The following is a 22,949-nucleotide window of genomic DNA, read 5'->3' on the forward strand; positions in this document are numbered from 1 at the left end:
TTTTGTGCGGATCAGACTGCCTTTAATAGCCGCCATGTTCTATATTTCATGCTATAATAGGTGCAATGACTTTTTTTGTAACATGAGGAGGAAACAATGACTGCCTTAGTTCAGTTAATTATCAGCGTTGTACTATTTTTTGTCTTATTTTTCGGGATTGCCTTTATCTTAAATATGCTCCTTAAATCCACATGGATCATGACTGCCTTCTATCCCTTTGTCGTCTTTGCGATTGTTGACAAGATTTCGACAGCTGACTATATCTTGAAACCACGCTATGCGTTCAGTCAGCTCTGGCGTGGACTGACGCATCTTCTGCCTGCCGACATCATCATGCTCTCGGCAGGATTAGTGGGGGCTGTGGCAGCGGGTATTGTGATCAGAAACCTACGCCGCAGCGGCTACACGATGTTCTAGGAGTGATGAATATGACTAACCCACCGGCACATATAGAGTCAGTCTATATGTGCTTTTTACCTTTTCAGTCCAATCAATGGCAGCAGACGGGCATTCACTGGATCGATGAAGAGATAGAACACTTTTATCATCAGCATGACATAGAACTGGATGTACGATATGAGAACAGACGGCTTATCGGAATTCCTGCCGGCAATCCGAAGCGATATACCATGGAAGACGAACTGATGCTGCATGACAGAATCAGGGCTTTACATATCGATACAGCGCTGATCGTTGATCTGGCGACGCTGAATCACTATATGGATGTCTCCGGCTTATACTGGACGATTAAAGATAAGTGGCCACATGCTGAAGTCCTGGGCTATCACGAGGAGCTGCCTGCACCACACGTTGAGCCGAATGCACTAAGCGAGCACGATATGTATCAGCTGCTTCCCCTGACCTATCACGACTATAAAGTCAAAGTCACGGAATGGCATACCGGGACGAGGGCCAAACAGGTCGTAATCGTGCTGCATCCCGATCTAATCCAGCCGGCACTTCTTGCAGCAACTAGAGAGACAGTCGTGCTGACAGTAGCGTATGACAATCAGATGAGTGAGGCAAGACGTCTGGCACGGGACGGCAGACTCGTCGCACTTCAGTCAGTGAGACTCGCTATCATGAACGATCTGATTCATTATGGCCTGCAATATAAAGTCCAGCCGCTTGTGCTTGATTATTTACCGAGTGACAACAGGCAGATCACGTTATACGGTGTGAAACGTTCCAGTGAGACAGCCTTGAAGTATCGCATGCAGAATCCTCACTACACGTTATTTCCCTCTAAGTACCGGCAGTTATCTGTCCTGTCTTATGACTATTTTGCTGATCAATTCGGCGAGACATTCACGATAGCAGAAATGACGCATATACTGCCTCTTAAATACCAGGTCGAACTGATACACGAAATAATAACAGTTGACAAAGTATAAAATTTCATTTACTTTAGTATGGTAGCACTTTACCAAGATAAAGAAGAGGGGTTTTTAAATGAATGCTGTCTTAATAGCAGTAATTGTGATGATTGTACTCAGTCTCTGCAGGCTGAATGTCGTACTGTCATTGTTTATCGGTGCATTAGTAGGAGGCCTGACTGCCCATATGAGCCTTGCTGATACAATCAGCTATTTTACAGCAGGCATTGGTGACGGTGCAGAAGTGGCGCTCAGTTATGCCTTACTGGGAGGTTTTGCCGCCTTAATATCATACAGCGGCATCACCGATTATTTCGTGGAACGTATCATCCGGTTGATCAAGCAGGATAGCACAGTTAAAACGAGAGTCTGGACAAAAGTGGTGATAGTGGTCAGCCTGCTTATTCTTGCCTGTATGTCACAGAATATCCTGCCTATCCACATCGCATTTATACCGATTGTCATTCCACCGCTGCTCAGTTTATTCAATGAACTGAAACTGGATAGAAGAATGATAGCAGTTGTCCTGACATTCGGTCTTTGTTTCCCGTATACATTGCTGCCGTTTGGTTTCGGTCATATTTTTCACGAAATCATCAAGAAAGGATTCGACCAGGCCCACTATACGATTCAGTTTGATGATATCTGGAAAGCGATGCTGATTCCTTCCATGGGGTTTGTAGTCGGTTTACTGATCGGTATCATTCTTTACCGTAAGCCCCGTGACTATCGTCAAACTGCGGATGAAGCGTTTGAAGTGAAGGAAATCAGCCGTTACACGGTCTTTGTCACAATCTTGGCCATTGTCACAACATTTATCGTTCAGCTGCTGACAGAATCGATGATTTTTGGTGCGCTGGCTGGTATTCTCATCTTCTTCCTATTCCGTGTCTATGACTGGAAGACGCTTGATAATGAACTGGTGACAGGAATCAAGATAATGGCGTATATCGGTGTGGTGATGCTGACAGCGAACGGTTTCGCGAGTGTCATGAACCATTCAGGGCAGGTGGAATCGCTTGTACATGGCATGGTGAATATTACAAATGGCGATAAATCACTCAGTATTATATTTATGCTGACTGCGGGTCTGATTATTACGTTAGGCATCGGGTCTTCCTTTGCGACTGTTCCGATTATCGCTGCCTTATTCATTCCTTTTGGCCAGCAAATCGGACTCAGCCCCCTCGCATTGATTAGTATCATCGGGACAGCAGGCGCGCTGGGAGATGCCGGCAGTCCGGCCAGTGATTCAACACTCGGGCCGACAGCAGGACTCGATATGGACGGGCAGCACGATCACATCTGGGATACGTGCGTGCCGACTTTCATGCTCTTTAATATCCCGCTTCTCATTTTCGGCTATATTGCAGCCATGGTATTATAAGAGTTGAGGTGAGAAGATGGATTTTGAAGCTTTATTTGAACAGCAGAATATGCTCTCGAACTTTGAGATGCAACTGGAAGAGAGACAGCCAGGTGAACTTTGTATCAGCATGCCTGTCACCGATAAAGTCAGACAGCCCTTCGGTTATCTGCACGGCGGCGCGACAGTGGCATTATGTGAGACTGCCGCATCATTAGGTGCAGCAGACCTGATAGACTTGAACCATTCGCTTGCTTTCGGACTTGAAATCAATGCGAATCATATTTCTTCTGTAAGAGCAGGACGTGTGTATGCGCGAGCGACTGTGTTGCATCACGGGAAATCCACTCAAGTGTGGGAAGTTCGCGTGACAGCGGAGGAACGTTTAGTATCGATAGCCCGCTGTACCATAGCTGTAAAAGAGAAAAGATAAAAAATGCGATTCACCGGGATGGTGAATCGCATTTTTTATTGGGATGGTCGTTGTGTCCGCCAATTAAGGTTTATCGCTCATAACTCAGTGAAAAGATATCGGGCACCCTAGTTATGAGCGATAATTAAGATTTATCGCTCATAACTCCGCGCAAAGACACCAGGCCCCCTAGTTATGAGCGACAATTAAGGTTTATCGCTCATAACTCCGCGCAAAGACATAGGGTCCCCGAGTTATGAGCGATAATTAAGATTTATCGCTCATAACTCCGCGCAAAGACACCGGACCCCTAGTTATGAGCGACAACAGAAGTTTATCGCTCATAACTCCGCAAGAACCACTTTCTATTCTGCTTCCTTCAAGTCATCACGTACGGTCTGATCTGTATATTTGACACCGTTGTGATAAGCTGTCCGCATCAGCAGATGACCACCGATCGGGCCGGTCATAAAGATGAACAGGATCGCCAGCAGCAATGCCGGCTGAAAGAAATGGTCTCGTGCCAGGAAGAAGAACATAACGCCGCTCATCACAAACATAACCCCGAGGGTCGCTGCCTTACTTGCGGCATGGGCCCGCGTATAGACATCGGGTAAGCGGAATAAACCGATGGAAGCGACCAGGCTCAGTAATGAACCGATCATAATTAAGACGGCAGCAATGATATTAAGAATCATCTCGTTCATATTCTATGATCTCTCCTTTATCCATGAATTTAGCAAACGACACCGTGCCGAGAAACGATAGGACAGCTAGCAACATGATGATACTGATAAAGTACTGCGTATTCAATATGATCGAGAAGAGGGCGATGACTGCCATGAGCGCGATACCGATTGCATCAAGCGCTACGACGCGGTCAGCCATCGACGGTCCTTTTATCGCGCGATACAGAAAGCCGAGTATACTGATTGAGACGATGACGAGACCGATTGCTGCAATATAATTCATCTTACACCGACCTCCTTAATAGCCGCTTCAAATGAAGTACGAATGCCTTCTATTTCATCTTCGAGATTCGAGAAATCTAGCGCGTGAATATACAGCGTCTTCTTATCATCACTGACTGCCGTCACGACTGTTCCCGGTGTCAAGGTAATCAGAAGTGACAGCAGAGAGATCTCCCAGTCTTTCGTGAGTTCCGTCGGATAAGCAAAGAAGGCTGGCTTGATATCGATTTTCTTGCTTAGTACAATTTTCAGTACATCAAGATTAGCCTTAAATAATTCGATCAGGAATACAACACCTAATCGCAGCGCTTTAACAAACGGTCTTAAATAGAAGCGTCCTGGCAGAAACTTACGCATGACATAAACAGCGAAAAGGCCGAAAAGGTAACCGAGCAGGATATTGCCGAATGAAAATGATAATGTGATCAGACACCATAATACAGTGAGAAGTATATTGATCAACGCTTGTATAGCCATTACTTCACCTCCAGTATCTTCGTGTATTCAGATGGATCTGTCAGAGTGACTGCAGCCTGATGAAACAGCGGGAACAGAGAGTCGGCATAAAACCCGAAGGCAACTGCCAGCATCGTTACGAGTAAACTGACCACCATCATTTTCATATAAGGTGGATGCTGGATCAGGGCACCTGGTCTGCCCCAGAAGACATTAATGAAGATCCTGATGACCGAGTAGAGTACGACGAGACTACTCAGCAGAATAATGATGGCAGAGATGACATGCTGTTCCTGTAAGAGTGCCTTGACGATATAATACTTGCCGTAAAATCCGCTGAGCGGAGGTATACCGGCGAGCGACAAGGCGGCAATGAAGAAGGTCCAGCCGAGCAGTGGATACTGCTTTATCAGTCCGCCAGTCTTATCGAACGCTGTCTCACCTGTAATGCGGATGATGACACCAACGAGCATAAAGAGGGCAGCTTTGATGATGATGTCATGAAACACATAGTAAATCGCGCCAAGCATCCCATCGACTGTCAGGAGACTGACCCCTGCGATAATGACGCCGATCGCTATCATGATGTTATAGATGATGATTTTCTTCATATCGCGGTAAGCAAGGGCCCCTATACAGCCTGCTATGATAGTCAGGAGTGCAAGGACGAGAAGAATATGGCCCACTGTTTCCGTCGGGAAGAAAAGAGAATATGTTCTCATGATGGCATAGACCCCCACTTTGGTCAGCAGGGCCCCGAATGTCGTTAATATGGCTATCGGCGGTGCATAATAAGCACCCGGCAGCCAGAAGTAAAGCGGGAACATACCGGCTTTAGTTGCAAAGACAAAGATGAAGAGAATCGCACAGATCGTGATAATTGAATGATCTTCCAACCCGGCCAGTTTAACGCTGATATCAGCCATATTCAATGAACCGACAACTGAGTAAAGCATGGCCACTGCTAATACAAAGAATGAGGATGAAATGACATTGACCAGAATATATTTGATACTTTCCTGCAGCTGAATCTTTGTGCCGCCGATAATCATGAGAACGTAAGAACTCATGAGAAAGACTTCAAAGAAAACGAACAGATTGAAGATATCACCTGTTGAGAATGCACCGTTCAATCCTGCCAGCATGAACATCAGTGAAGAGTAGTAATAATAACGTTCTCTTTCAAATGAGATGGATTGGTAGGAGTAGACGATGATGAATATCATCAAGAGTGACGTAGTAAAGACAAAGGCGGCTGACAGATAGTCGACAGTAAGCGTTATGCTGTAGGGTACAGGCCAGTCGCCGAGCTCAACAAACTGAATGCCATGCTGCATCACATTCCAGAGGTTAAAGCTCGCACAGATGAGTGTGATCAGCGCACCTGCAAAGACGACCATTCTTTTTGTCAGGGCTTGTTTGCCCAGAAATATCAGAATGATTGAGATGATAGCAGGGATGACGATAGGTAACACGAGACTATTGCTCATCTGGAACACCTCGCATTTCTTCTAGATTATCTGTACCGAGTTCTTTGTAGCTTCGAAACGCCAGAACGAGTATAAAAGCTGTAATAGCGAAACTGATGACGATAGCTGTCAGTATCAGCGCCTGAGGAATAGGGTCGACATATCGTTTGATCTCCTTACCGTATATCGGGATCGCCCCTTCTTTCAGGCCGCCCATGGACAATAGGAGCAGATTGACGGCATGCGTCAGAATGGAGGTACCGATGATGACGCGTAACAGACTTCTGGACAGAATCAGATAAACGGCCGCTGCAACGAGGATGCCGGCTAATATAATCATGACTACTTCCATTATTCATTCTCTCCAATCGTCAGGATGATCGTCATGCATGTACCGATAACAGCAAGCATGACACCTAAATCAAATAACATCGCCGTGTGCCAGTGAATCGCACCGACTCCAGGAAGATGGATGTCGCCATAATAGTGCTTGAAGAAAGGATCACCTTTTATGACGGCGATAAAGGGTGTAATAAAGCAGAATGTTAATCCCCATGCAATCACCTTCTTGAAGTCAATGGGCAGCAGCTGGTTCAATGTTTTAATATCATAGGCAATTAAAATCAGCAGAAGTGCGCCCGAGACCAGCAGCCCTCCCACAAAGCCGCCTCCAGGTGAATAGTGACCACCCAGGAAGATGGAGAGACTGAACATGATGATGATAAAGAAGATGACGAGCGTGCTGAACTGCAGAATGACATCATTTCTCTGTTTGTTCATGCGAGTCATCCTTTCTGTAACGTAATTTAATCAGGGTGTAAATACCGATACCGGCAATGCCGAGCACCGTTGATTCGAAGAGTGTATCAAAGCCGCGGAAATCGACGAGTATGACATTGACCATATTCTTGCCTGCTGCCAGGTCATAGACGTGCTTAATATAATAGTCATTGATAGATGGATAGAAACGATGACCGTAAGCAACAAGTCCGATGACTGTAACGGCGATACCTGTCATGATGGCAATGAGTGCATTGCTCAGTTTGAAGCGGGCAGTTTCACCGTACAGCTTAAGCTTAGGCAGGTGATAGAAACACATCAGGAAAAGGGCTGTCGAAATCGTCTCGATCGTCAGCTGTGTCAACGCCAGATCAGGCGCGTTGAAGAAGACGAAGAATAACCCGATCGCATAACCGATTGTACTCAGCATGATAATGCTGAAAAGACGTGATTTTGCTTTCAGTACCATCAAGGTGGCAATCAGGATGATAACGAGCAGTATCATCTCATAAATACGCATATCAGCCAGCTGCCACTGACCGAAATCAATAGGTTGCAGGATGAAGCTGACAGCCGTCAGAACAATCAATGTACAGAAAATCAAGATGATATGGAATCTGCTGCCTGCCTTGATGATGCGATGATTAAGCCGGTAAGTGAATTCTTCAGCTTTCTTCAAGGTCGCCTGGTACAGATGATTAAAGGTGACGTGTTCAGGCTGCAGCTGATAGACACGCTGCCACTTGGCATAGAAGTAGACCATGACACTGCCGACAATAACAATGAGCAGTGTCGTCAGCAGCGCCGGATTGAAACCATGCCAATGGACGATATGAATAGCGTGAAGCGGCTTATTTAAGATAGCATGGCTTGCTGACTGAATCATCGGTGTCAGGATGCCCGGGATAAGTCCGGTCACTACAACAATAGTCACGAGGACAAGCGGTGAAATGAGCAGCGGCAGCGGAGCCTCATGGGTGCCTTCTGGTAGTTCGCCTCTCTCGCCGAAAAAGACATCTTTGATCATTTTGACTGAATAGATAAACGTGAACAGACTGCCGACAATAATGAGGGCAAGCAGCACGAAGACCATCAGTGGATTGAATAAATCCGTATAACGTGTGTCGAACATACTGGATAGAAACATCTCTTTGGACAGGAAGCCGTTAAATGGGGGCAACCCTGCCATACTCAGTGCACCGATGACTGCTGCTGTAAAAGTGATCGGCATGAGCTGAAGAAGACCCGACAGCTTACGCAGGTCACGCGTTCCTGTTTCATGGTCGATAATTCCGACGACCATGAACAGCGCCCCTTTAAATGAAGCGTGGTTAAAGATATGAAAAACACAGGCTGCAATACTGAGATAGAAAATTTCGTCATGCTGGAAATGCAGGCTGATGCCCCCGACACCCAGCAGGGTCATCATCAGGCCGAGCTGACTGACGGTGCTGTAGGCGAGGACCCCTTTTAAATCCCGCTGCTTTACAGCATTGAACGAGGCCCAGAAGAGCGTCACGGCCCCTGCAAAGGTGACCGCATAGATCCAGAGCGCTGAGACGGCAAAAATCGGCGTGAAGCGCGCCACCAGATAGATCCCTGCTTTGACCATTGTCGCGGAGTGCAGATAGGCACTGACAGGCGTCGGTGCCTCCATCGCATCCGGCAGCCAGATATAGAACGGGAACTGCGCTGATTTTGTAAAGGCGGCAAGCAGCATGCAGCAGAGTGCGACGGGGAACAGCGGAGATTGAGCGATGGTCTCCTGCATCGTAAACATGTCACGAATGCTGAAAGTATGGGTGATCGCCACCAGTGTCAGCAATCCACCGAGCAGCATCAGACCGCCAAAGACAGTGATCAGCATGGATTTCAGGGCCCCTTGTATGGACTTCTCTTTCTGATTCCAGAATGCGATCAACAGAAAGCTTGATATACTGGTCAGTTCCCAGAACATATAGAGTGCGAGGACATTATCGCTCAGCACAACGCCGAGCATCGCACCCATGAAGAGCATCAGATAACAGTAGAAATGACCGAGTGCTTCCTGACGTCCCAGATAATGAATGGAATAGAAGACGACAAGCGTCCCGATCACTGTGATCAGCATCGTAAATAAAAAACTGAAGCCGTCAAGGTGAAAGTCGAGGTTCAGTCCTATTCTCGGCATCCAGCTGAATGAGCTGACGGCCTGACCGCTAAATTTTGCGCTGATGAGTATAAGGGCAGCTGATACCGGAAATAATAATGCGATATATCCCGGATGTAGTCTTTTAAGATAACGATAAATAAGCGGCACGATAACGGCACCTAGAAAAGGCAGAAGAACTGCGAGCTGTAACAAATGCATATTTGACCTCCTTAGCATAGTCATCAGTATACAGAAAAATGAGTCGCCTTCAAACAAGGGGATAACGGATTATCCGCTGTTCTTAAATAGGAAGAAAGCGAATGAATGTTCACAGAAATGTCAAAAAATGATGTGATAGTAATGACGATATTCTTCCTTCAGATTGTTTAATGCTGCCAGAGCCTGCTGATGATAAGGCGTGTTTTCGGCTCTTAATTTGTCTTCCAGACGACTGACCGCCTCTTTAAGAGAAACATTGTAATCAGGAAGCTCACCGTCGTGAGGTTTCAGCAGGTTAGGATGTACAATCCGCTTCTCCTTATAGGCTAATGCTTTTCGTTCATGGAAAAAAACGTCGGTCTCGCCGGGTGCGTGCAGGTCACCTTGTTTAGGATGGTGGACGACCGCCAGTACTTGAACGAGGACACCGTTCGGATGCTCGCCGATTTCTTCTACTATATAGCGCCCTGTTTTGAAGGGGAGTTGATAATACATATTCATCATCCTTTATGTTAATATATTATGGTACTTATCATATCACGAAGGAGTATTCATCATGACACAATTTCCACAATTAAATCACGAAATTGCAGAAAACGAACGCGCAGTCAATCTGGTGACTTCAATGGGAACGATGAAAATCAAGTTATTCCCTGAACTAGCGCCAAAAACTGTCGCAAACTTTATCGGCCTGGCCGAAAAAGGCTATTATGAGGGGATTACTTTCCATCGCGTCATCAATGACTTCATGATCCAGGGGGGCGACCCGACTGGCACAGGTATGGGCGGCGAAAGTATCTACGGTGATTCCTTTGAAGATGAATTCTCAATGGAAGCATTCAATCTGTACGGCGCACTGTCAATGGCAAATGCCGGTCCTAATACGAACGGTTCACAGTTCTTCATCGTTCAGATGAAAGATGTCCCGGCTCAAATGTTATCACAGTTAAAGCAGGGAGGCTGGCCTGAAGAAATCGTCGAGGCTTATGGCGAAAAAGGCGGAACACCTTGGTTAGACCAGAAGCATACGGTATTCGGTCAGGTCATCGAAGGTTTTGACGTTTTAGAAGCGATTGCAGCTGTCAAAGTAGGACCACAGGATAAACCGGTTGAAGATGTCGTCATTGAAAAAGTTGAGATCATCAAGTAAATCCGAGTGAATCAATAAGTCATGAAATGTTCATGACTTATTGATTTTTTTTAATTATAGCGTGCTATAATTTTTGAAGGATGAGGAGATGATGAATCATGATGGAATTTCTATATTTTCCGGAAAATAAAATGGAATATATCCCAGCTGTCATTACGCTGGTTATATTCATGGTGATGGCATACGTCACATTCCGTTATTTCAGAAATCATGCTTCAAAAGAAGAAGCAAAAATGGAAGCATTCGAGCAGGATGTCCTGAGAAAACTTGAGAACAAGGAACTGAAAAATGAACGCAGAATTTAACATTGAACTCTATAAACTACTCGCAGACTGGAATCCGATGCATCTTGAGGATCCGACAATGGGCGACCAGGAAATATATGACTGTATGGAACTGATTCATCAGAAGAAGAGCAGAGCAGAAACTATTGAAGGCATCCGGGCGATTTATGATTACGCGTTTCTGAGCGCACCGCCAGAAGAAGACGTAGAGCGGGTTCTTGACCAGGTGGATCTTCTCAATCAGACGTGCGCGCTCTAGTTCATCCATACCTCTTTATGATACACTGATAGTGTCGATAAAAGAGTAAAAGGAGGGATGAAGATGACGAAGTATCATAAGGGTCAGTTCGTCAAAGTGAAGGTGACGGGCATCCAGCCATATGGTGCATTTGTAGAAACACTGGACCACGTCGAAGGACTGATTCACATCTCAGAAGTCATGAATGATTATATCCATAATTTAAACGTCTTCTTATCAGTCGGCCAGATTGTGAAGGCGAAGGTGCTCGATGTGTCATCTGATGGGAAACTCAATCTGACTCTCAAAGAAAATGATTATTTCAGACGTCAGGAACGCAAAAAAGAGAAGAAATCTGTACTGGATGAGATCAACCAGGAACAGACGATTGGCTTTGAATCGCTGCGGCAGAAGCTGCCGGAATGGATCAATAAGTCAGATTTATACTGAGAACATGACTGAATGCGGGTGATGTTCTTTTTTGTATGTTTAACCTGAAATAAGCATAAATATTTTTCTTCACAATTTATTGCAAAGGACTTGAAAGTAAAACGCTTTTTGTTCATTATTAAGGATGTAAGGGTTTTCTATGAACCTAATTTTAGGAGGGACAATAATGATTCCATATAAACATGAACCATTTACTGATTTTACTGTTGCAGAAAATCAGGAAGCAATGAAAAAAGGCCTTGAAACAGTTAATAACTACTTAGGTCAGGACTATCCACTGATCATTGGTGGCGAACGCATCATGACAGAAGATAAAGTTCGTTCATACAACCCATCTAAAAAAGATGAAACAATCGGTTACATTTCTAAAGCAACACAGGAGCATGCTGAACAAGCGATGGCTGTGGCTAAAGAAACGTTTGAGACCTGGAGAACATCAGCACCTGAATTCCGTGCAGATATCTTATTCCGTGCAGCTGCGATCATCCGTCGCCGCAAATGGGAGTTCTCAGCCCTTCTCATCAAAGAAGCAGGGAAACCTTGGAACGAAGCAGATGCGGATACAGCAGAAGCAATCGACTTCCTTGAGTTCTACGGCCGTGAAATGTTACGTCTTAAAGACGGTGTTAAAGTAGAAAGCCGTCCAGGTGAATTCAACCGTTACGATTACATTCCATTAGGTGTGGGTGTTGTTATCTCACCTTGGAACTTCCCGTTTGCCATCATGGCAGGAACGACTGTAGCACCTTTAGTAACAGGTAACACAGTGCTTCTTAAACCATCTTCAAACACGTTGGTTGTGGCTTACAAATTCATGGAAGTATTAGAAGAAGCGGGTATGCCTAAAGGGGTTGTTAACTTTATCCCTGGTTCTTCACGTGACATCGGTGACTTCATCGTTGACCATGTTGATACACGTTTCATCTCATTCACAGGCTCACGTGACGTCGGTGTCCATATCTATGAACGCGCAGCGAAAGTACACGAAGGTCAGCTGAACCTTAAACGTGTGATTGCTGAAATGGGCGGTAAGGATACAATCGTTGTTGACTCAGAAGCAGATCTTGAGCTGGCAGCTGAATCTATCGTTAAATCAGCATTCGGATTCTCTGGTCAGAAATGTTCAGCATGTTCACGTGTCATCATCGTAGAAGATGTTTATGATGAAGTCGTGGCTAAAGTAAAAGAAAAAACAGAAAAATTAACAGTCGGTAACCCTGAGACAAATGAACACTTCATGGGTCCTGTCATCGATGAAAATTCTCTTAACAAAATCAAGGAATATATTGAAATCGGTAAGCAGGAAGGTGAACTGCTTGTCGGTGGTACAACAGACGAAGAAGAAGGTCACTTCGTACATCCAACAGTCTTTGTCGGACTTAACCACGATGACCGCATCATGCAGGAAGAAATCTTCGGACCAGTTGTCGGTATCGCTAAAGCGAAAGACTTCACAGAAGCGATTAAATTTGCGAATAATACAGATTACGGTTTAACAGGTGCTGTTATCACGAATAACCGTGAGCATCTTGAAGAGGCACGCCGTGACTTTATGGTCGGTAACCTTTACTTCAACCGTGGCTGTACAGGCGCAATCGTCGGCTACCAGCCGTTCGGCGGCTTCAAAATGTCAGGTACAGACTCTAAAGCGGGCGGTCCTGATTACTTAGTCCTTCATATGCAAGGTCGTACATCATCTGAAATGCTTTAATACTTAAAAACTGCAGTAGTGCTTATTGAGCACTACTGTTTTACTAAAAGGGGATAATTATGACTAAATCATCTGAAATCATTGAACAGACAAATCATTACGGCGCACCGAACTATCATCCACTGCCAATCGTTATTTCTGAGGCGGAAGGCGTCTGGGTAAAAGATCCGGAAGGCCATCAATATATGGATATGTTATCTGCCTATTCAGCAGTTAACCAGGGTCACCGTCATCCGAAGATCATCCAGGCATTGAAAGATCAGGCCGATCGCGTCACATTGACTTCTCGTGCATTCCATAGCGACCAGCTCGGCCCATGGTATGAAAAAATCTGTAAACTGGCAGGAAAAGATATGGTACTGCCGATGAATACAGGTGCTGAAGCAGTTGAGACCGCGATTAAAGCGGCTCGACGCTGGGCGTATGACGTCAAGGGCGTTGCGAAGGATCAGGCAGAAATTATTGCGATGAAAGGCAACTTCCATGGTCGTACAATGGCAGCAGTTTCTTTATCAAGTGAAGCGGAGTATCAGCGTGGCTATGGCCCGTTACTCGGCGGCTTTAAACTGGTTGACTTCGGTGATATCGAGCAGATCAAGGCAGCCATCACACCGAACACAGCTGCCGTATTACTTGAACCTATCCAAGGTGAAGCAGGTATCAACATTCCGGCTGACGGCTTCCTGAAACAGGTGCGTGAAGTCTGTGATGAGAACAATGTTCTCTTCATTGCTGACGAAATCCAGGCTGGTCTTGGCCGTTCAGGTAAACTTTTTGCGACGGACTGGGATAATGTTAAACCGGATATGTATATTTTAGGTAAAGCACTCGGCGGCGGTGTCTTCCCGATCTCATGTGTATTAGCAGATAAAGAGATTCTGGAAGTATTCAATGCGGGCTCACACGGCTCGACATTCGGTGGTAACCCGCTTGCTTGTGCCGTCTCCATCGCCGCACTTGACGTACTGGTTGATGAGAAATTATCTGAACGTTCACTTGAACTGGGAGAATACTTCAAAGCGGAGCTTCAGAAGATTGATAATCCAGTCATCAAAGAAGTACGCGGCAAAGGACTCTTCATCGGTGTTGAATTAACTGAGAATGCACGTCCATACTGTGAACAGTTAAAAGAACTGGGGCTCTTATGTAAGGAAACGCATGACACAGTGATTCGTTTTGCACCGCCTCTGATCATTACGAAAGACGAACTTGACTGGGCACTCGAACGCGTGAAACAAGTATTTGCTAAATAGATTGGTAGCGTTTTCAAAAAAATTGAGTTAAGTCTGTTATTGTGAATTAAATATGTTACAATAATTGAGAACTAAAGTATTGAAAAAAGAGGCGAAGAGGATATGGCAGAGCACGAAAACTTAGTAAAATCATCACAGATCATCATAAAGGATGCGCTTGATAAATTAGGTTTTGATGAGGGTATGTACGAATTAGTGAAGGAGCCGATGCGTTTACTCACTGTGCGCATCCCGGTTCGTATGGATGACGGGACAGTGAAGACATTCACAGGTTACCGTGCACAGCATAATGATGCTGTGGGTCCCACTAAAGGGGGCGTACGTTTCCACCCTGACGTAGATGAAGATGAAGTTAAGGCATTATCGATGTGGATGACACTGAAATGTGGTATTGTCGACTTACCTTACGGGGGCGGTAAAGGCGGTATCGTCTGTGACCCTCGTCAGATGAGTATTCATGAAGTTGAGCGTTTATCACGTGGTTATGTGCGTGCAATCTCACAGATTGTAGGACCGACTAAAGATATTCCGGCACCGGACGTCTTCACAAACTCACAGATCATGGCGTGGATGATGGATGAATACAGTAAAATGGATGAGTTCAACTCACCAGGTTTCATTACAGGGAAACCGATTGTACTCGGTGGCTCTCAGGGTCGTGACCGCTCTACAGCACTAGGTGTTGTCATCGCGATTGAAGAGGCAGCAAAACGTCGTGGCAAAACAATTAAAGATTCACGTGTTGTCATTCAAGGTTTCGGTAACGCAGGTAGCTTCTTAGCGAAGTTCCTTTACGATGCAGGCGCTAAAGTCATTGCTATTTCTGATGCACATGGCGCGCTTCATGATCCGAACGGCTTAGATATTGATTATTTACTTGACCGTCGTGACAGCTTCGGTACAGTGACAAATCTATTTGAAGATACAATCACTAACAAAGAACTGTTTGAACTGGACTGCGATATCTTAGTCCCTGCTGCAATCTCCAACCAGATTACAGAGGACAATGCACACGATATCAAAGCGGAAATCGTTGTCGAAGCGGCTAACGGTCCAACAACGATGGAAGCGACGAAGATTCTGACAGAACGCGGCATCCTGCTGGTTCCTGATGTTTTGGCAAGTGCTGGGGGGGTAACGGTCTCTTATTTCGAATGGGTACAGAACAACCAAGGTTACTACTGGACTGAAGAAGAAGTTAACGAAAAACTTCGTGAGAAATTAGTACGAGCATTTGATAACATCTATTCTCTCGCGCAGACCAGAAATATTGATATGAGACTTGCTGCTTATATCGTCGGTATCAAGCGTACAGCTGAAGCTGCACGTTACCGCGGCTGGGCATAATAGAGAGGCTCCCTGCTAAGGGGCCTCTCTTTTTTGAGCAGTTTATTTCTTAGAATGGTGCGAAGCGTCTACAATAGAAGTACTTAACAGAGGAGGTCTATCATGAATTCATTTACATTTTACAATCCGACACAACTCGTATTCGGTAAAGACAGTATCGAAAAACTGCCCCAGATGATCAGCCAGTTTACAGACGGCAAAAAAATCCTGGTCACTTACGGCGGGGGCAGCATCAAGAAGTCCGGCCTGCATACACGTATCATGAACTTGCTGGCAGACTATGAAGTATATGAATTCGGCGGTATTGAACCGAACCCCCGTCTTTCAACCGTAAAAAAAGCAGTAGCGGTTGTTAAGGACAAAGACATCGACTTTATTCTCGCAGTAGGCGGCGGCAGTGTGATTGACGGCACCAAACTGATTTCTGCTGCAAGTAAGCTGGACAATGACCCGTGGGATATCGTGACACGTCAAGTCACACCGACAGAAGTCGTCCCGTTCGGAACTATCCTGACAATCTCCGCGACTGGTTCTGAGATGAATGCAGGCTCAGTCATCACCAACTGGGAAACGAATGAAAAGCTGGGCTGGGGCTCACCGCTCGTCTTCCCTAAGTTCTCATTGCTGAATCCGGAAGTATTGTATACATTGCCTGCGAATCAGACGGTTAATGGTATCGTGGATTCAATGAGCCATTTAATTGAGCAGTATTTCAATGAAGCAGACAACAGCGCGATTGGCGATGCCATGATTGCGGGTGTCATGAAGGAGATCATGGCAGCAGGACGTGTCGCTTTAGCGCAACCTGATAACTACGAGGCACGCGAGATATTGATGCTCGGCGCAACGGTCGCTTTAAACGGCTTTATGCGTATGGGATACAACGGAGACTGGGCAACGCATAACCTGGAGCATGCAGTCAGTGCCGTACATGATATCGCGCACGGTGCAGGACTGGCGATCCTCTTCCCGGCCTGGATGAAATATGTCAGTCAGCATCAACCGGCACGCTTTGCACAGTTTGCGGAGGACGTATTCGATGTGGATCAGCAGCTATCTGAAAGTGCGAAAGTGGAGGCAGGTATTAAAGGTCTTGAAGATTACTGGCAGTCCATCGGCGCACCGAGCAGACTCAGTGATTTTGATATTGCGGCAGATGATTTTGAGACATTTGCAGACAAGACATTGTTCAATGGGCCATTCGGTAATTTCTATCAGTTAGATAAAGAAGCCGTTATCGCCATCTATAAGTTAGCTGAATAAAGAGAAGGGAAGACGCTATCGTGAGATGAGCGTCTTCCCTTCTTTTATTTGCTGCAGTACCGCATCTGTACCGGTACCGTTCAGATTCTGACGTCTGTTGACAGCTGCAGCAGGCGTGAGAAATGTATAGACTTCTTCGGTGATTGAGGGATGGATGGAACGATAGGTTTCCAGCGGCACATCCATCAGCAGCTGATTCTTCTGTATACATGAATAGACCAGCTTGCCGGTTAATGCATGCGCTTCTCTGAAGGGCACGCCGAGTGTTACCAGGTAATCAGCAAACTCTGTGGCATTCGAGAAATCATTCAGTGCCATCTCCTCTTTGTTGAGGGTCATTGTGCGGATCATACCGTTAAAGATATTGAGACTTTTCTTCGTATCTGCCACTGCTTCAAAGAAGGGCTTCTTATCTTCCTGCATATCCTTATTGTAAGCAAGCGGTAAGCCTTTCATCGTCATCAGGAGACCCATATAACGTCCCGCAACTGTCCCGGCCTTCCCTCTGATAAGCTCAGCCATATCCGGATTTTTCTTCTGGGGCATGATGGATGAACCGGTCGAAAAAGCATCGCTCAAAGCAATGAAATTGAACTCATGTGTACACCAGAGAATAATCTCTTCACTGAAGCGGGAGAGGTGCATCATGATCAGATTGAGGTTGTTCATCGTTTCCAGCAGATAATCCCGGTCAGATACCGCGTCCATGCTGTTCATGTAGAGTCCGCTGAAACCGAGAAGCGTCTGTGTCATTTGCTGGTCAATCGGATAGGTCGTTCCTGCCAAGGCACCGGCACCGAGAGGGGAGAGACTGATGCGTTTCAGACTGTCTGTCAGACGTTCTTTATCACGTTGCAACATCCAGAAGTATGACATGATATGATGAGCGAAAAGAATAGGTTGTGCACGCTGAAGGTGTGTATAACCGGGCATGATGACATCTATATTCTCTTCAGCTCTCTCTGTTATTGTCGTCTGTAACTGTTCGATAAGATGGACGATGGCATTGACCTCTTTAACCGTATAAAGATGCATATCTGTAGCGACCTGGTCATTGCGCGATCTGCCGGTATGCATTTTACCGCCAGTCGGACCGATTTTCTCAATGAGCAGTTTTTCAATGTTTAAATGAATATCTTCTGCCGCTGCTGTAAAGACTACATCACCATTTTCATAGTCTGCCTCAATGCTTCTGAGACCCTGATGGATAAGGTCTTTCTCAGAGTGCGTCAGGATGCCGCACTGTGCAAGCATTTCCACGTGAGCGATACTCCCTTTGATATCTTCATAAAAGAGAACATGGTCGACATCGATTGACTGATTGAAGTCCTGAACATCTGCTGACATCTCTTCAGTGAATCTGCCGTCCCAGGCCGTCATGACTGTACACCATAAATCTGTGTGGCCTGCTTGACGGGCAGCTCATAGATTTCAATAAAGCCGCTGCTTGCCTGCTGATTAAACGTATCCGCTTTCGTGTAAGTAGCAAGCTGTTCATTATAGAGGCTGTTCGCGCTTTTTCTGCCGGTCACAATCATATTGCCTTTATGAAGTTTAATTCTGACGGTGCCGTTCACATATTTTTGCATATCATCGATCAAGTGCTGCAGATGCTTGCTGAGGGGTGAAAAATAGAGACCGTTATAGATCAGGTTAGCGAACTGCTGTTCAGCATATGGCTTGAAATGCTGCACGTCCTTGGTCAGTGTGATGGTTTCGAGTGCCTGATGCGCAGTCAGAATAATCATGGCGCCGGGTGCCTCGTAAACTTCACGGGATTTGATACCCACCAATCTGTTTTCCACGTGGTCAATACGCCCGACACCATGAATGCCCCCTAAGCTATTCAGACTGGCAATGAGTTCATGAAGCGCCATTTGTTCACCATTGATGGCCGTAGGAACGCCTGCTGTAAATGTCAGTTCAATGACTGACGGTTCGTCGGGAGAATCTGCTATGGATTGTGTCAGTTCATATGCATCTTCCGGCGGCTCTGCAAAAGGATCTTCCAGAATACCGCACTCATTGCTTCTGCCCCAGAGATTCTGGTCAATGGAGTAAGGTGAATCAAGGTCGATTGGAATAGGGATGTCATGCTTGAGCGCATACTCGATTTCTTCTTCCCTGCTGAAGCCCCAATCCCGTACAGGCGCCAGTGTTTTGAGTGATGGATCGATGCTGTGAATGGCGACCTCAAAACGGACCTGGTCATTACCCTTACCTGTACAACCATGCGCGATGTACTCGGCGCCTTTCTCCTGTGCCACTTTAACAAGTTCCTTGGCAATGAGAGGACGGCTTAAAGCGGAAACCAGCGGATAAGTCTGTTCATAAAGGCTATTACCTTTAATGGCATAGCTTAAATATTCATCAGCAAATGTGTCTACTTTATCCAGCATGATGGATTCTGAAGCGCCGACTTTTAGGGCTTTCTCTTTGATAAGTGTAAGATCTTTATTTTCGCCGACATTGAGGCAGCAGGCGATGACCTCGTAACCTTGTTCGACCAGCCACTGAATGGCCACACTGGTATCAAGACCTCCGGAATAGGCAAGTACTACTTTTTCTGACATAACTAAAACCTCCAAGTGAGTTTATAAATATTTATATTTATGAGTTATTATGCAAAAAGAATAACATAGTGGATTGCATGAAGTAAAGTATTTTTATTCATATTTTTGAATTTATATTACTTTATGGCCAGCTGGTGTTTTTAATAAGGGCTGGAGACTGGTTGCATCGCGCCACTCAAAGCACGGATTCTGTCTGAGTGGCGTCACCCGCGCCACTCAAAGCGCGGATTCTGTCTGAGTGGCGTCACCCGCGCCACTCAAAGCACGAATTCAATCTGAGTGGCACCATTCGCGCCACTCAAACTACTCTATCTGTTGATAAATCGACATATTCCTTTTCTACATTCGTTGAGAAGTAGGAGAGTTTCAAGTAAAATGAAGGGGAAATTAATTACAGGAGGCTATTCAGATGACACATATCAAATTTGATTATGAAACAGCTCTAACCTTTCTCGGCCAGCATGAACTGGATCAGATGAGAGATCTTGTCAAAAATACGCACCACACCATTCATGAGGGTTCTGGTGCCGGCAGCGACTACCTTGGGTGGGTGAATCTGCCTGAGGCGTATGATCAAGATGAGTTTGCACGCATCAAGGAATCAGCAGAGAAGATCAAGTCAGATAGTGAGATCCTGCTCGTCATCGGTATTGGGGGTTCATATTTAGGTGCCCGTGCAGCTATCGAGATGTTATCAGGCACATTCGATAATTTTGCGCCGAAAGAAGGTCGTCCGCAGATTATCTTTGTCGGTCATCATCTGTCTTCCACATATGTGAGTGATCTGATTCAGTATATTGATGGCAAGGACTTCTCAATCAATGTCATCTCTAAATCAGGTACGACTACAGAGCCAGCTGTGGCATTCCGCATCTTCAAGAAGATTTTAGAAGAAAAATACGGTAAAGAAGAAGCTAAATCTCGTATTTATGCGACAACTGATAAAGCGAAAGGGGCACTTAAATCACTGGCAGATACAGAAGGCTATGCAACGTTTGTAGTGCCGGATGATGTCGGCGGCCGTTACTCTGTTCTGACGGCTGTAGGCTTACTGCCGATTGCAGCTGCAGGTATTTCCATTGATGAGATGATGCAAGGTGCAGCTTCTGCCCGTAAGGATCTGTCAAGTTCAGAACTTGAAGATAATATCAGTTATCAATATGCAGCGATTCGCAATATCCTGTATAACAAAGGCTACACAATTGAAATGCTGATCAACTATGAACCGAGCCTGATGTATTTCAATGAATGGTGGAAACAGTTATTCGGCGAATCAGAAGGGAAGGACTTCAAAGGAATCTATCCATCAAGCGCCAATTTCTCTACTGACCTTCATTCACTCGGGCAATATGTCCAGGAAGGTCGACGCGATATTTTTGAGACGGTCGTCAAAGTAGCATCGCCACGTGCCGACATTACCATCGAAAAAGATGATAATGATCTGGATGGGCTGAACTTCCTGGCGGGAGAGACACTGGACTTCGTTAACACGAAAGCGTTCCAAGGGACTCTTCTCGCCCATACTGATGGCGGTGTACCGAACTTAGTCGTGGAAGTGCCGAAACTCGATGCCTTCACATTCGGCTATCTGGTCTACTTCTTCGAACTCAGCTGTGCCATGAGCGGTTACCTGCTCGGTGTGAATCCATTTAATCAGCCGGGTGTTGAAGCCTATAAACAGAACATGTTCGCACTTCTCGGCAAACCGGGATTTGAAGATAAGAAAAAGGAACTGGAAGAACGTCTGAATCAATAATATTCATAAGAAAACCGCGTATAGCGGTTTTCTTTTTATTTTTGGGCGGATAGTATAAACTAGTAATAAATACGTAAAAGAGGGTCAGCTCATGTTTCATGATTTATTTTCTCCTGAGACCCTGCAGTTCTGGGTTGAACAGCATCCGATATGGGGACTGCTTCTCGGCTTTTTCCTTCCTTTTGCTGAAGCCTTTCTGCCTGTGCTGCCGATTGTCGTTTTTGCAGTGGTAAATGTCAATGCATTCGGTCTGCTTCTCGGCTTTCTCTTGACCTGGTCAGGGGCAGTAACAGGTGCCTATGCGGTATTTCTTATCGTCAGGCGCTATGGGCAGAATCGTTTCGTCAAAAAACTCAACGGTCATCCCTATGTCGAGAAAATGATGTGGCGCATCAATGAGCAGGGGGTCATCCCGCTTTTTGTCCTGCTGTGTTTCCCGTTTACACCGTCCTTTCTGATCAACATAGTCGGTGCGCTCTCTAATATCAGACAGCGTCATTATCTCCTCGCTACGATGACAGGTAAAGCAGTGATGTTACTGCTTCTGAGTTATATCGGTGCCGATTTAAGGTCGTTTATCACGCAGCCGCTGAAGTCTGTAGTTGTCATTGCTGTACTTGCTGCACTGTGGTTCATCGGTAAGAAAGTAGAAGAATATTATCACGCACACGGTGGTAGACGATGAAGAAATGGCTCTGGTACACGATAAGTTGTCTCGTCTTCCTCGTTATCTTTCGTACTTTTCTGCTGACCTCGTATGTAGTGGACGGCCGGTCGATGGAGCCTGCATTACGGGATGGAGAGCTCGCCTTTATTAATGTGATAGGTGATATCATACATCCTGTTGAGACGCATGATATTATTTTCTTCAAGGTCAATGATCAGACGTTCGTCAAAAGAGTGGTCGCAACACCGCATGATTATGTGTCAGTGCATCATCAATATCTCTATGTCAACGGAGAAAGGTATTCAGAACAGCAGGCGGATTATCAGGAACTGCTGAATATCAATGGACATAACGGGCAAGTGGTCCCTGAAAAATGTTATATTGTATTAGGAGATAATCTGAAAGAGAGTGTCGATTCAAGAACATTTGGCTGTGTGAACGAACATGAGATTATGGGTAAAGTAATAGGTCACTTAGACCTGAAATTTAATGAATGAGGTGTCTTGTTTGAAAAAAGAGCTTTTTGAGTGGCTGATTGCGATTATCGTTGCAGTCGCACTTTACTTTGTCATCCATCAGTTTTTATTCTTAGTTTATACGATTAACGGTGATTCGATGCATCCCACACTGAAAAACGGGGAGAAAGTCATCGTCAATAAAATCGGTTATACAGTCGGAGATATTCATAAAGGAGATGTCATCGTCTTCCATGCAGACAAGACAGATGATTACGTCAAGCGAGTCATCGGTACCGGCGGCGATAAAGTCATGTATAAAGATGATAACCTTTATGTGAACGGCAAAAAAGTGGATGAGCCTTACCTAGATGAAAATAAGCTATCTAAAACCAACGTTCAATTGACTGAGAACTTCTCGGTCAAGGATATTACGTCCCCGTCAGTAGATACGATACCTGAAGGTAAATTGCTGGTGCTGGGCGATAACCGGGAAGTCAGTAAGGATAGCAGATATTTCGGACTGATAGATGAGAAGCAGGTCGTGGGTGAAGTCGCCCTTCGTTTCTGGCCATTCAATGTCTTTCATTATAATTTTGATCCAGCTCAATAAGAAGCAGAC

Annotated in this window: 26 protein-coding genes; 16 read left to right on the forward strand and 10 right to left on the reverse strand. The window is 45.4% G+C overall.

The window, feature by feature from the left end; translation table 11 throughout:
* Window positions 1–96 precede the first annotated feature (96 nt).
* The 4 genes from QSV55_RS03480 to QSV55_RS03495 are packed head-to-tail and all read left to right on the forward strand — an operon-like array spanning window position 97 to window position 3,175.
* The gene (locus QSV55_RS03480) at window positions 97–417 is read left to right on the forward strand and encodes a YuiB family protein (protein ID WP_133451476.1); all 321 of its coding nucleotides are present in this window, start codon (window positions 97–99) and stop codon (window positions 415–417) included.
* 11 nt (window positions 418–428) lie between these two features.
* Window positions 429–1,394, forward strand: coding sequence for a hypothetical protein (locus tag QSV55_RS03485; protein ID WP_289650706.1), 966 nt, complete (start codon window positions 429–431; stop codon window positions 1,392–1,394).
* Between the two features lie 58 nt (window positions 1,395–1,452).
* Complete coding sequence (locus QSV55_RS03490; RefSeq protein WP_289650707.1) at window positions 1,453–2,763, forward strand: Na+/H+ antiporter family protein; 1,311 nt, start codon at window positions 1,453–1,455, stop codon at window positions 2,761–2,763.
* A gap of 16 nt (window positions 2,764–2,779) precedes the next feature.
* On the forward strand, window positions 2,780–3,175 hold the full coding sequence (locus QSV55_RS03495) for a PaaI family thioesterase (RefSeq protein ID WP_289650709.1): 396 nt from the start codon (window positions 2,780–2,782) through the stop codon (window positions 3,173–3,175).
* Window positions 3,176–3,519: 344 nt separating this feature from the next.
* Here QSV55_RS03495 and mnhG read toward each other — a convergent pair whose 3' ends face one another.
* The 8 genes from mnhG to kapB all read right to left on the reverse strand — a co-directional run bounded on the left by mnhG (window position 3,520) and on the right by kapB (window position 9,675).
* Window positions 3,520–3,861, reverse strand: coding sequence for a monovalent cation/H(+) antiporter subunit G (mnhG, locus tag QSV55_RS03500; protein ID WP_133452383.1), 342 nt, complete (start codon window positions 3,859–3,861; stop codon window positions 3,520–3,522).
* Window positions 3,842–4,126, reverse strand: coding sequence for a Na(+)/H(+) antiporter subunit F1 (locus QSV55_RS03505; RefSeq protein ID WP_133452382.1), 285 nt, complete (start codon window positions 4,124–4,126; stop codon window positions 3,842–3,844). The genes mnhG and QSV55_RS03505 overlap by 20 nt, the downstream gene beginning before the upstream one ends.
* Window positions 4,123–4,602: a Na+/H+ antiporter subunit E gene (locus QSV55_RS03510; RefSeq protein ID WP_289650713.1), complete on the reverse strand. Its 480-nt coding sequence runs from the start codon at window positions 4,600–4,602 to the stop codon at window positions 4,123–4,125. Before QSV55_RS03510 ends, QSV55_RS03505 begins: the two co-directional genes overlap by 4 nt.
* Window positions 4,602–6,071 (reverse strand): Na+/H+ antiporter subunit D, encoded by a 1,470-nt coding sequence (locus tag QSV55_RS03515; protein WP_133452380.1) that lies wholly within the window; start codon window positions 6,069–6,071, stop codon window positions 4,602–4,604. The genes QSV55_RS03510 and QSV55_RS03515 overlap by 1 nt, the downstream gene beginning before the upstream one ends.
* The gene (locus tag QSV55_RS03520) at window positions 6,061–6,402 is read right to left on the reverse strand and encodes a Na(+)/H(+) antiporter subunit C (protein WP_133452379.1); all 342 of its coding nucleotides are present in this window, start codon (window positions 6,400–6,402) and stop codon (window positions 6,061–6,063) included. Before QSV55_RS03520 ends, QSV55_RS03515 begins: the two co-directional genes overlap by 11 nt.
* On the reverse strand, window positions 6,402–6,830 hold the full coding sequence (locus QSV55_RS03525) for a Na(+)/H(+) antiporter subunit B (RefSeq protein ID WP_133452378.1): 429 nt from the start codon (window positions 6,828–6,830) through the stop codon (window positions 6,402–6,404). Before QSV55_RS03525 ends, QSV55_RS03520 begins: the two co-directional genes overlap by 1 nt.
* On the reverse strand, window positions 6,811–9,180 hold the full coding sequence (locus QSV55_RS03530) for a Na+/H+ antiporter subunit A (protein WP_289650716.1): 2,370 nt from the start codon (window positions 9,178–9,180) through the stop codon (window positions 6,811–6,813). The genes QSV55_RS03525 and QSV55_RS03530 overlap by 20 nt, the downstream gene beginning before the upstream one ends.
* Window positions 9,181–9,300: 120 nt before the next feature.
* Window positions 9,301–9,675: a sporulation phosphorelay system protein KapB gene (gene kapB / locus QSV55_RS03535; RefSeq protein WP_289650717.1), complete on the reverse strand. Its 375-nt coding sequence runs from the start codon at window positions 9,673–9,675 to the stop codon at window positions 9,301–9,303.
* A 61-nt stretch (window positions 9,676–9,736) separates the two neighbouring features.
* Between kapB and QSV55_RS03540 the strand changes: the two genes are divergently transcribed.
* The 8 genes from QSV55_RS03540 (at window position 9,737) to QSV55_RS03575 (ending at window position 16,876) form a co-directional block, all read left to right on the forward strand.
* Window positions 9,737–10,330 (forward strand): peptidylprolyl isomerase, encoded by a 594-nt coding sequence (locus QSV55_RS03540; protein WP_133452375.1) that lies wholly within the window; start codon window positions 9,737–9,739, stop codon window positions 10,328–10,330.
* A 98-nt stretch (window positions 10,331–10,428) separates the two neighbouring features.
* Window positions 10,429–10,635: a hypothetical protein gene (locus QSV55_RS03545; protein ID WP_133452374.1), complete on the forward strand. Its 207-nt coding sequence runs from the start codon at window positions 10,429–10,431 to the stop codon at window positions 10,633–10,635.
* Complete coding sequence (locus tag QSV55_RS03550; RefSeq protein WP_133452373.1) at window positions 10,619–10,873, forward strand: DUF1871 domain-containing protein; 255 nt, start codon at window positions 10,619–10,621, stop codon at window positions 10,871–10,873. Before QSV55_RS03545 ends, QSV55_RS03550 begins: the two co-directional genes overlap by 17 nt.
* A gap of 63 nt (window positions 10,874–10,936) precedes the next feature.
* A complete protein-coding gene (gene ygs / locus QSV55_RS03555; protein ID WP_133452372.1) occupies window positions 10,937–11,302 on the forward strand; it encodes a S1 domain-containing post-transcriptional regulator Ygs in 366 nt (121 codons plus the stop codon).
* A gap of 166 nt (window positions 11,303–11,468) precedes the next feature.
* Window positions 11,469–13,013 (forward strand): L-glutamate gamma-semialdehyde dehydrogenase, encoded by a 1,545-nt coding sequence (gene pruA / locus QSV55_RS03560; RefSeq protein WP_289650718.1) that lies wholly within the window; start codon window positions 11,469–11,471, stop codon window positions 13,011–13,013.
* A gap of 59 nt (window positions 13,014–13,072) precedes the next feature.
* Entirely contained in the window at window positions 13,073–14,266 is a 1,194-nt protein-coding gene (locus QSV55_RS03565) for an ornithine--oxo-acid transaminase (protein WP_289650719.1), read from the forward strand.
* 102 nt (window positions 14,267–14,368) lie between these two features.
* The gene (locus QSV55_RS03570; RefSeq protein ID WP_289650720.1) at window positions 14,369–15,613 is read left to right on the forward strand and encodes a Glu/Leu/Phe/Val family dehydrogenase; all 1,245 of its coding nucleotides are present in this window, start codon (window positions 14,369–14,371) and stop codon (window positions 15,611–15,613) included.
* A gap of 102 nt (window positions 15,614–15,715) precedes the next feature.
* Complete coding sequence (locus QSV55_RS03575; protein ID WP_289650721.1) at window positions 15,716–16,876, forward strand: iron-containing alcohol dehydrogenase; 1,161 nt, start codon at window positions 15,716–15,718, stop codon at window positions 16,874–16,876.
* A 15-nt stretch (window positions 16,877–16,891) separates the two neighbouring features.
* On the opposite strand, the gene argH is transcribed toward QSV55_RS03575, so the two are convergent.
* Window positions 16,892–18,256, reverse strand: coding sequence for an argininosuccinate lyase (argH, locus tag QSV55_RS03580; protein ID WP_289650722.1), 1,365 nt, complete (start codon window positions 18,254–18,256; stop codon window positions 16,892–16,894).
* Window positions 18,253–19,449: an argininosuccinate synthase gene (locus QSV55_RS03585; RefSeq protein ID WP_289650723.1), complete on the reverse strand. Its 1,197-nt coding sequence runs from the start codon at window positions 19,447–19,449 to the stop codon at window positions 18,253–18,255. The genes argH and QSV55_RS03585 overlap by 4 nt, the downstream gene beginning before the upstream one ends.
* A gap of 409 nt (window positions 19,450–19,858) precedes the next feature.
* On the opposite strand from QSV55_RS03585, the gene QSV55_RS03590 reads away from it, so the two are divergent.
* The 4 genes from QSV55_RS03590 to lepB (QSV55_RS03605) all read left to right on the forward strand — a co-directional run bounded on the left by QSV55_RS03590 (window position 19,859) and on the right by lepB (QSV55_RS03605) (window position 22,940).
* Entirely contained in the window at window positions 19,859–21,205 is a 1,347-nt protein-coding gene (locus tag QSV55_RS03590; protein WP_289650724.1) for a glucose-6-phosphate isomerase, read from the forward strand.
* Between the two features lie 91 nt (window positions 21,206–21,296).
* Window positions 21,297–21,890 (forward strand): TVP38/TMEM64 family protein, encoded by a 594-nt coding sequence (locus QSV55_RS03595; RefSeq protein ID WP_289650725.1) that lies wholly within the window; start codon window positions 21,297–21,299, stop codon window positions 21,888–21,890.
* Window positions 21,887–22,369 (forward strand): signal peptidase I, encoded by a 483-nt coding sequence (lepB, locus tag QSV55_RS03600; RefSeq protein WP_289650726.1) that lies wholly within the window; start codon window positions 21,887–21,889, stop codon window positions 22,367–22,369. The genes QSV55_RS03595 and lepB (QSV55_RS03600) overlap by 4 nt, the downstream gene beginning before the upstream one ends.
* A 10-nt stretch (window positions 22,370–22,379) precedes the next feature.
* Complete coding sequence (gene lepB / locus QSV55_RS03605) at window positions 22,380–22,940, forward strand: signal peptidase I (protein WP_289650727.1); 561 nt, start codon at window positions 22,380–22,382, stop codon at window positions 22,938–22,940.
* The last annotated feature ends 9 nt before the right edge of the window (window positions 22,941–22,949 follow it).

Source organism: Macrococcus bovicus (assembly GCF_030376725.1).
Classification (GTDB): Bacteria; Bacillota; Bacilli; order Staphylococcales; family Staphylococcaceae; genus Macrococcus; species Macrococcus bovicus.

Excerpts from the sequence above, each read along its gene's own strand:
- mnhG (WP_133452383.1), bottom strand. The coding sequence starts at position 3,861 with ATGAACGAGATGATTCTTAATATCATTGCTGCCGTCTTAATTATGATC.
- QSV55_RS03550 (WP_133452373.1), top strand. The coding sequence starts at position 10,619 with ATGAACGCAGAATTTAACATTGAACTCTATAAACTACTCGCAGACTGG.
- QSV55_RS03585 (WP_289650723.1), bottom strand. The coding sequence starts at position 19,449 with ATGTCAGAAAAAGTAGTACTTGCCTATTCCGGAGGTCTTGATACCAGT.
- QSV55_RS03495 (WP_289650709.1), top strand. The coding sequence starts at position 2,780 with ATGGATTTTGAAGCTTTATTTGAACAGCAGAATATGCTCTCGAACTTT.
- QSV55_RS03575 (WP_289650721.1), top strand. The coding sequence starts at position 15,716 with ATGAATTCATTTACATTTTACAATCCGACACAACTCGTATTCGGTAAA.
- QSV55_RS03505 (WP_133452382.1), bottom strand. The coding sequence starts at position 4,126 with ATGAATTATATTGCAGCAATCGGTCTCGTCATCGTCTCAATCAGTATA.
- QSV55_RS03570 (WP_289650720.1), top strand. The coding sequence starts at position 14,369 with ATGGCAGAGCACGAAAACTTAGTAAAATCATCACAGATCATCATAAAG.
- QSV55_RS03480 (WP_133451476.1), top strand. The coding sequence starts at position 97 with ATGACTGCCTTAGTTCAGTTAATTATCAGCGTTGTACTATTTTTTGTC.
- QSV55_RS03595 (WP_289650725.1), top strand. The coding sequence starts at position 21,297 with ATGTTTCATGATTTATTTTCTCCTGAGACCCTGCAGTTCTGGGTTGAA.
- QSV55_RS03540 (WP_133452375.1), top strand. The coding sequence starts at position 9,737 with ATGACACAATTTCCACAATTAAATCACGAAATTGCAGAAAACGAACGC.
- pruA (WP_289650718.1), top strand. The coding sequence starts at position 11,469 with ATGATTCCATATAAACATGAACCATTTACTGATTTTACTGTTGCAGAA.
- QSV55_RS03565 (WP_289650719.1), top strand. The coding sequence starts at position 13,073 with ATGACTAAATCATCTGAAATCATTGAACAGACAAATCATTACGGCGCA.
- QSV55_RS03520 (WP_133452379.1), bottom strand. The coding sequence starts at position 6,402 with ATGGAAGTAGTCATGATTATATTAGCCGGCATCCTCGTTGCAGCGGCC.
- QSV55_RS03485 (WP_289650706.1), top strand. The coding sequence starts at position 429 with ATGACTAACCCACCGGCACATATAGAGTCAGTCTATATGTGCTTTTTA.
- QSV55_RS03530 (WP_289650716.1), bottom strand. The coding sequence starts at position 9,180 with ATGCATTTGTTACAGCTCGCAGTTCTTCTGCCTTTTCTAGGTGCCGTT.
- QSV55_RS03545 (WP_133452374.1), top strand. The coding sequence starts at position 10,429 with ATGATGGAATTTCTATATTTTCCGGAAAATAAAATGGAATATATCCCA.
- kapB (WP_289650717.1), bottom strand. The coding sequence starts at position 9,675 with ATGTATTATCAACTCCCCTTCAAAACAGGGCGCTATATAGTAGAAGAA.
- QSV55_RS03590 (WP_289650724.1), top strand. The coding sequence starts at position 19,859 with ATGACACATATCAAATTTGATTATGAAACAGCTCTAACCTTTCTCGGC.
- argH (WP_289650722.1), bottom strand. The coding sequence starts at position 18,256 with ATGACGGCCTGGGACGGCAGATTCACTGAAGAGATGTCAGCAGATGTT.
- QSV55_RS03510 (WP_289650713.1), bottom strand. The coding sequence starts at position 4,602 with ATGGCTATACAAGCGTTGATCAATATACTTCTCACTGTATTATGGTGT.
- QSV55_RS03490 (WP_289650707.1), top strand. The coding sequence starts at position 1,453 with ATGAATGCTGTCTTAATAGCAGTAATTGTGATGATTGTACTCAGTCTC.
- ygs (WP_133452372.1), top strand. The coding sequence starts at position 10,937 with ATGACGAAGTATCATAAGGGTCAGTTCGTCAAAGTGAAGGTGACGGGC.
- QSV55_RS03525 (WP_133452378.1), bottom strand. The coding sequence starts at position 6,830 with ATGAACAAACAGAGAAATGATGTCATTCTGCAGTTCAGCACGCTCGTC.
- QSV55_RS03515 (WP_133452380.1), bottom strand. The coding sequence starts at position 6,071 with ATGAGCAATAGTCTCGTGTTACCTATCGTCATCCCTGCTATCATCTCA.
- lepB (WP_289650726.1), top strand. The coding sequence starts at position 21,887 with ATGAAGAAATGGCTCTGGTACACGATAAGTTGTCTCGTCTTCCTCGTT.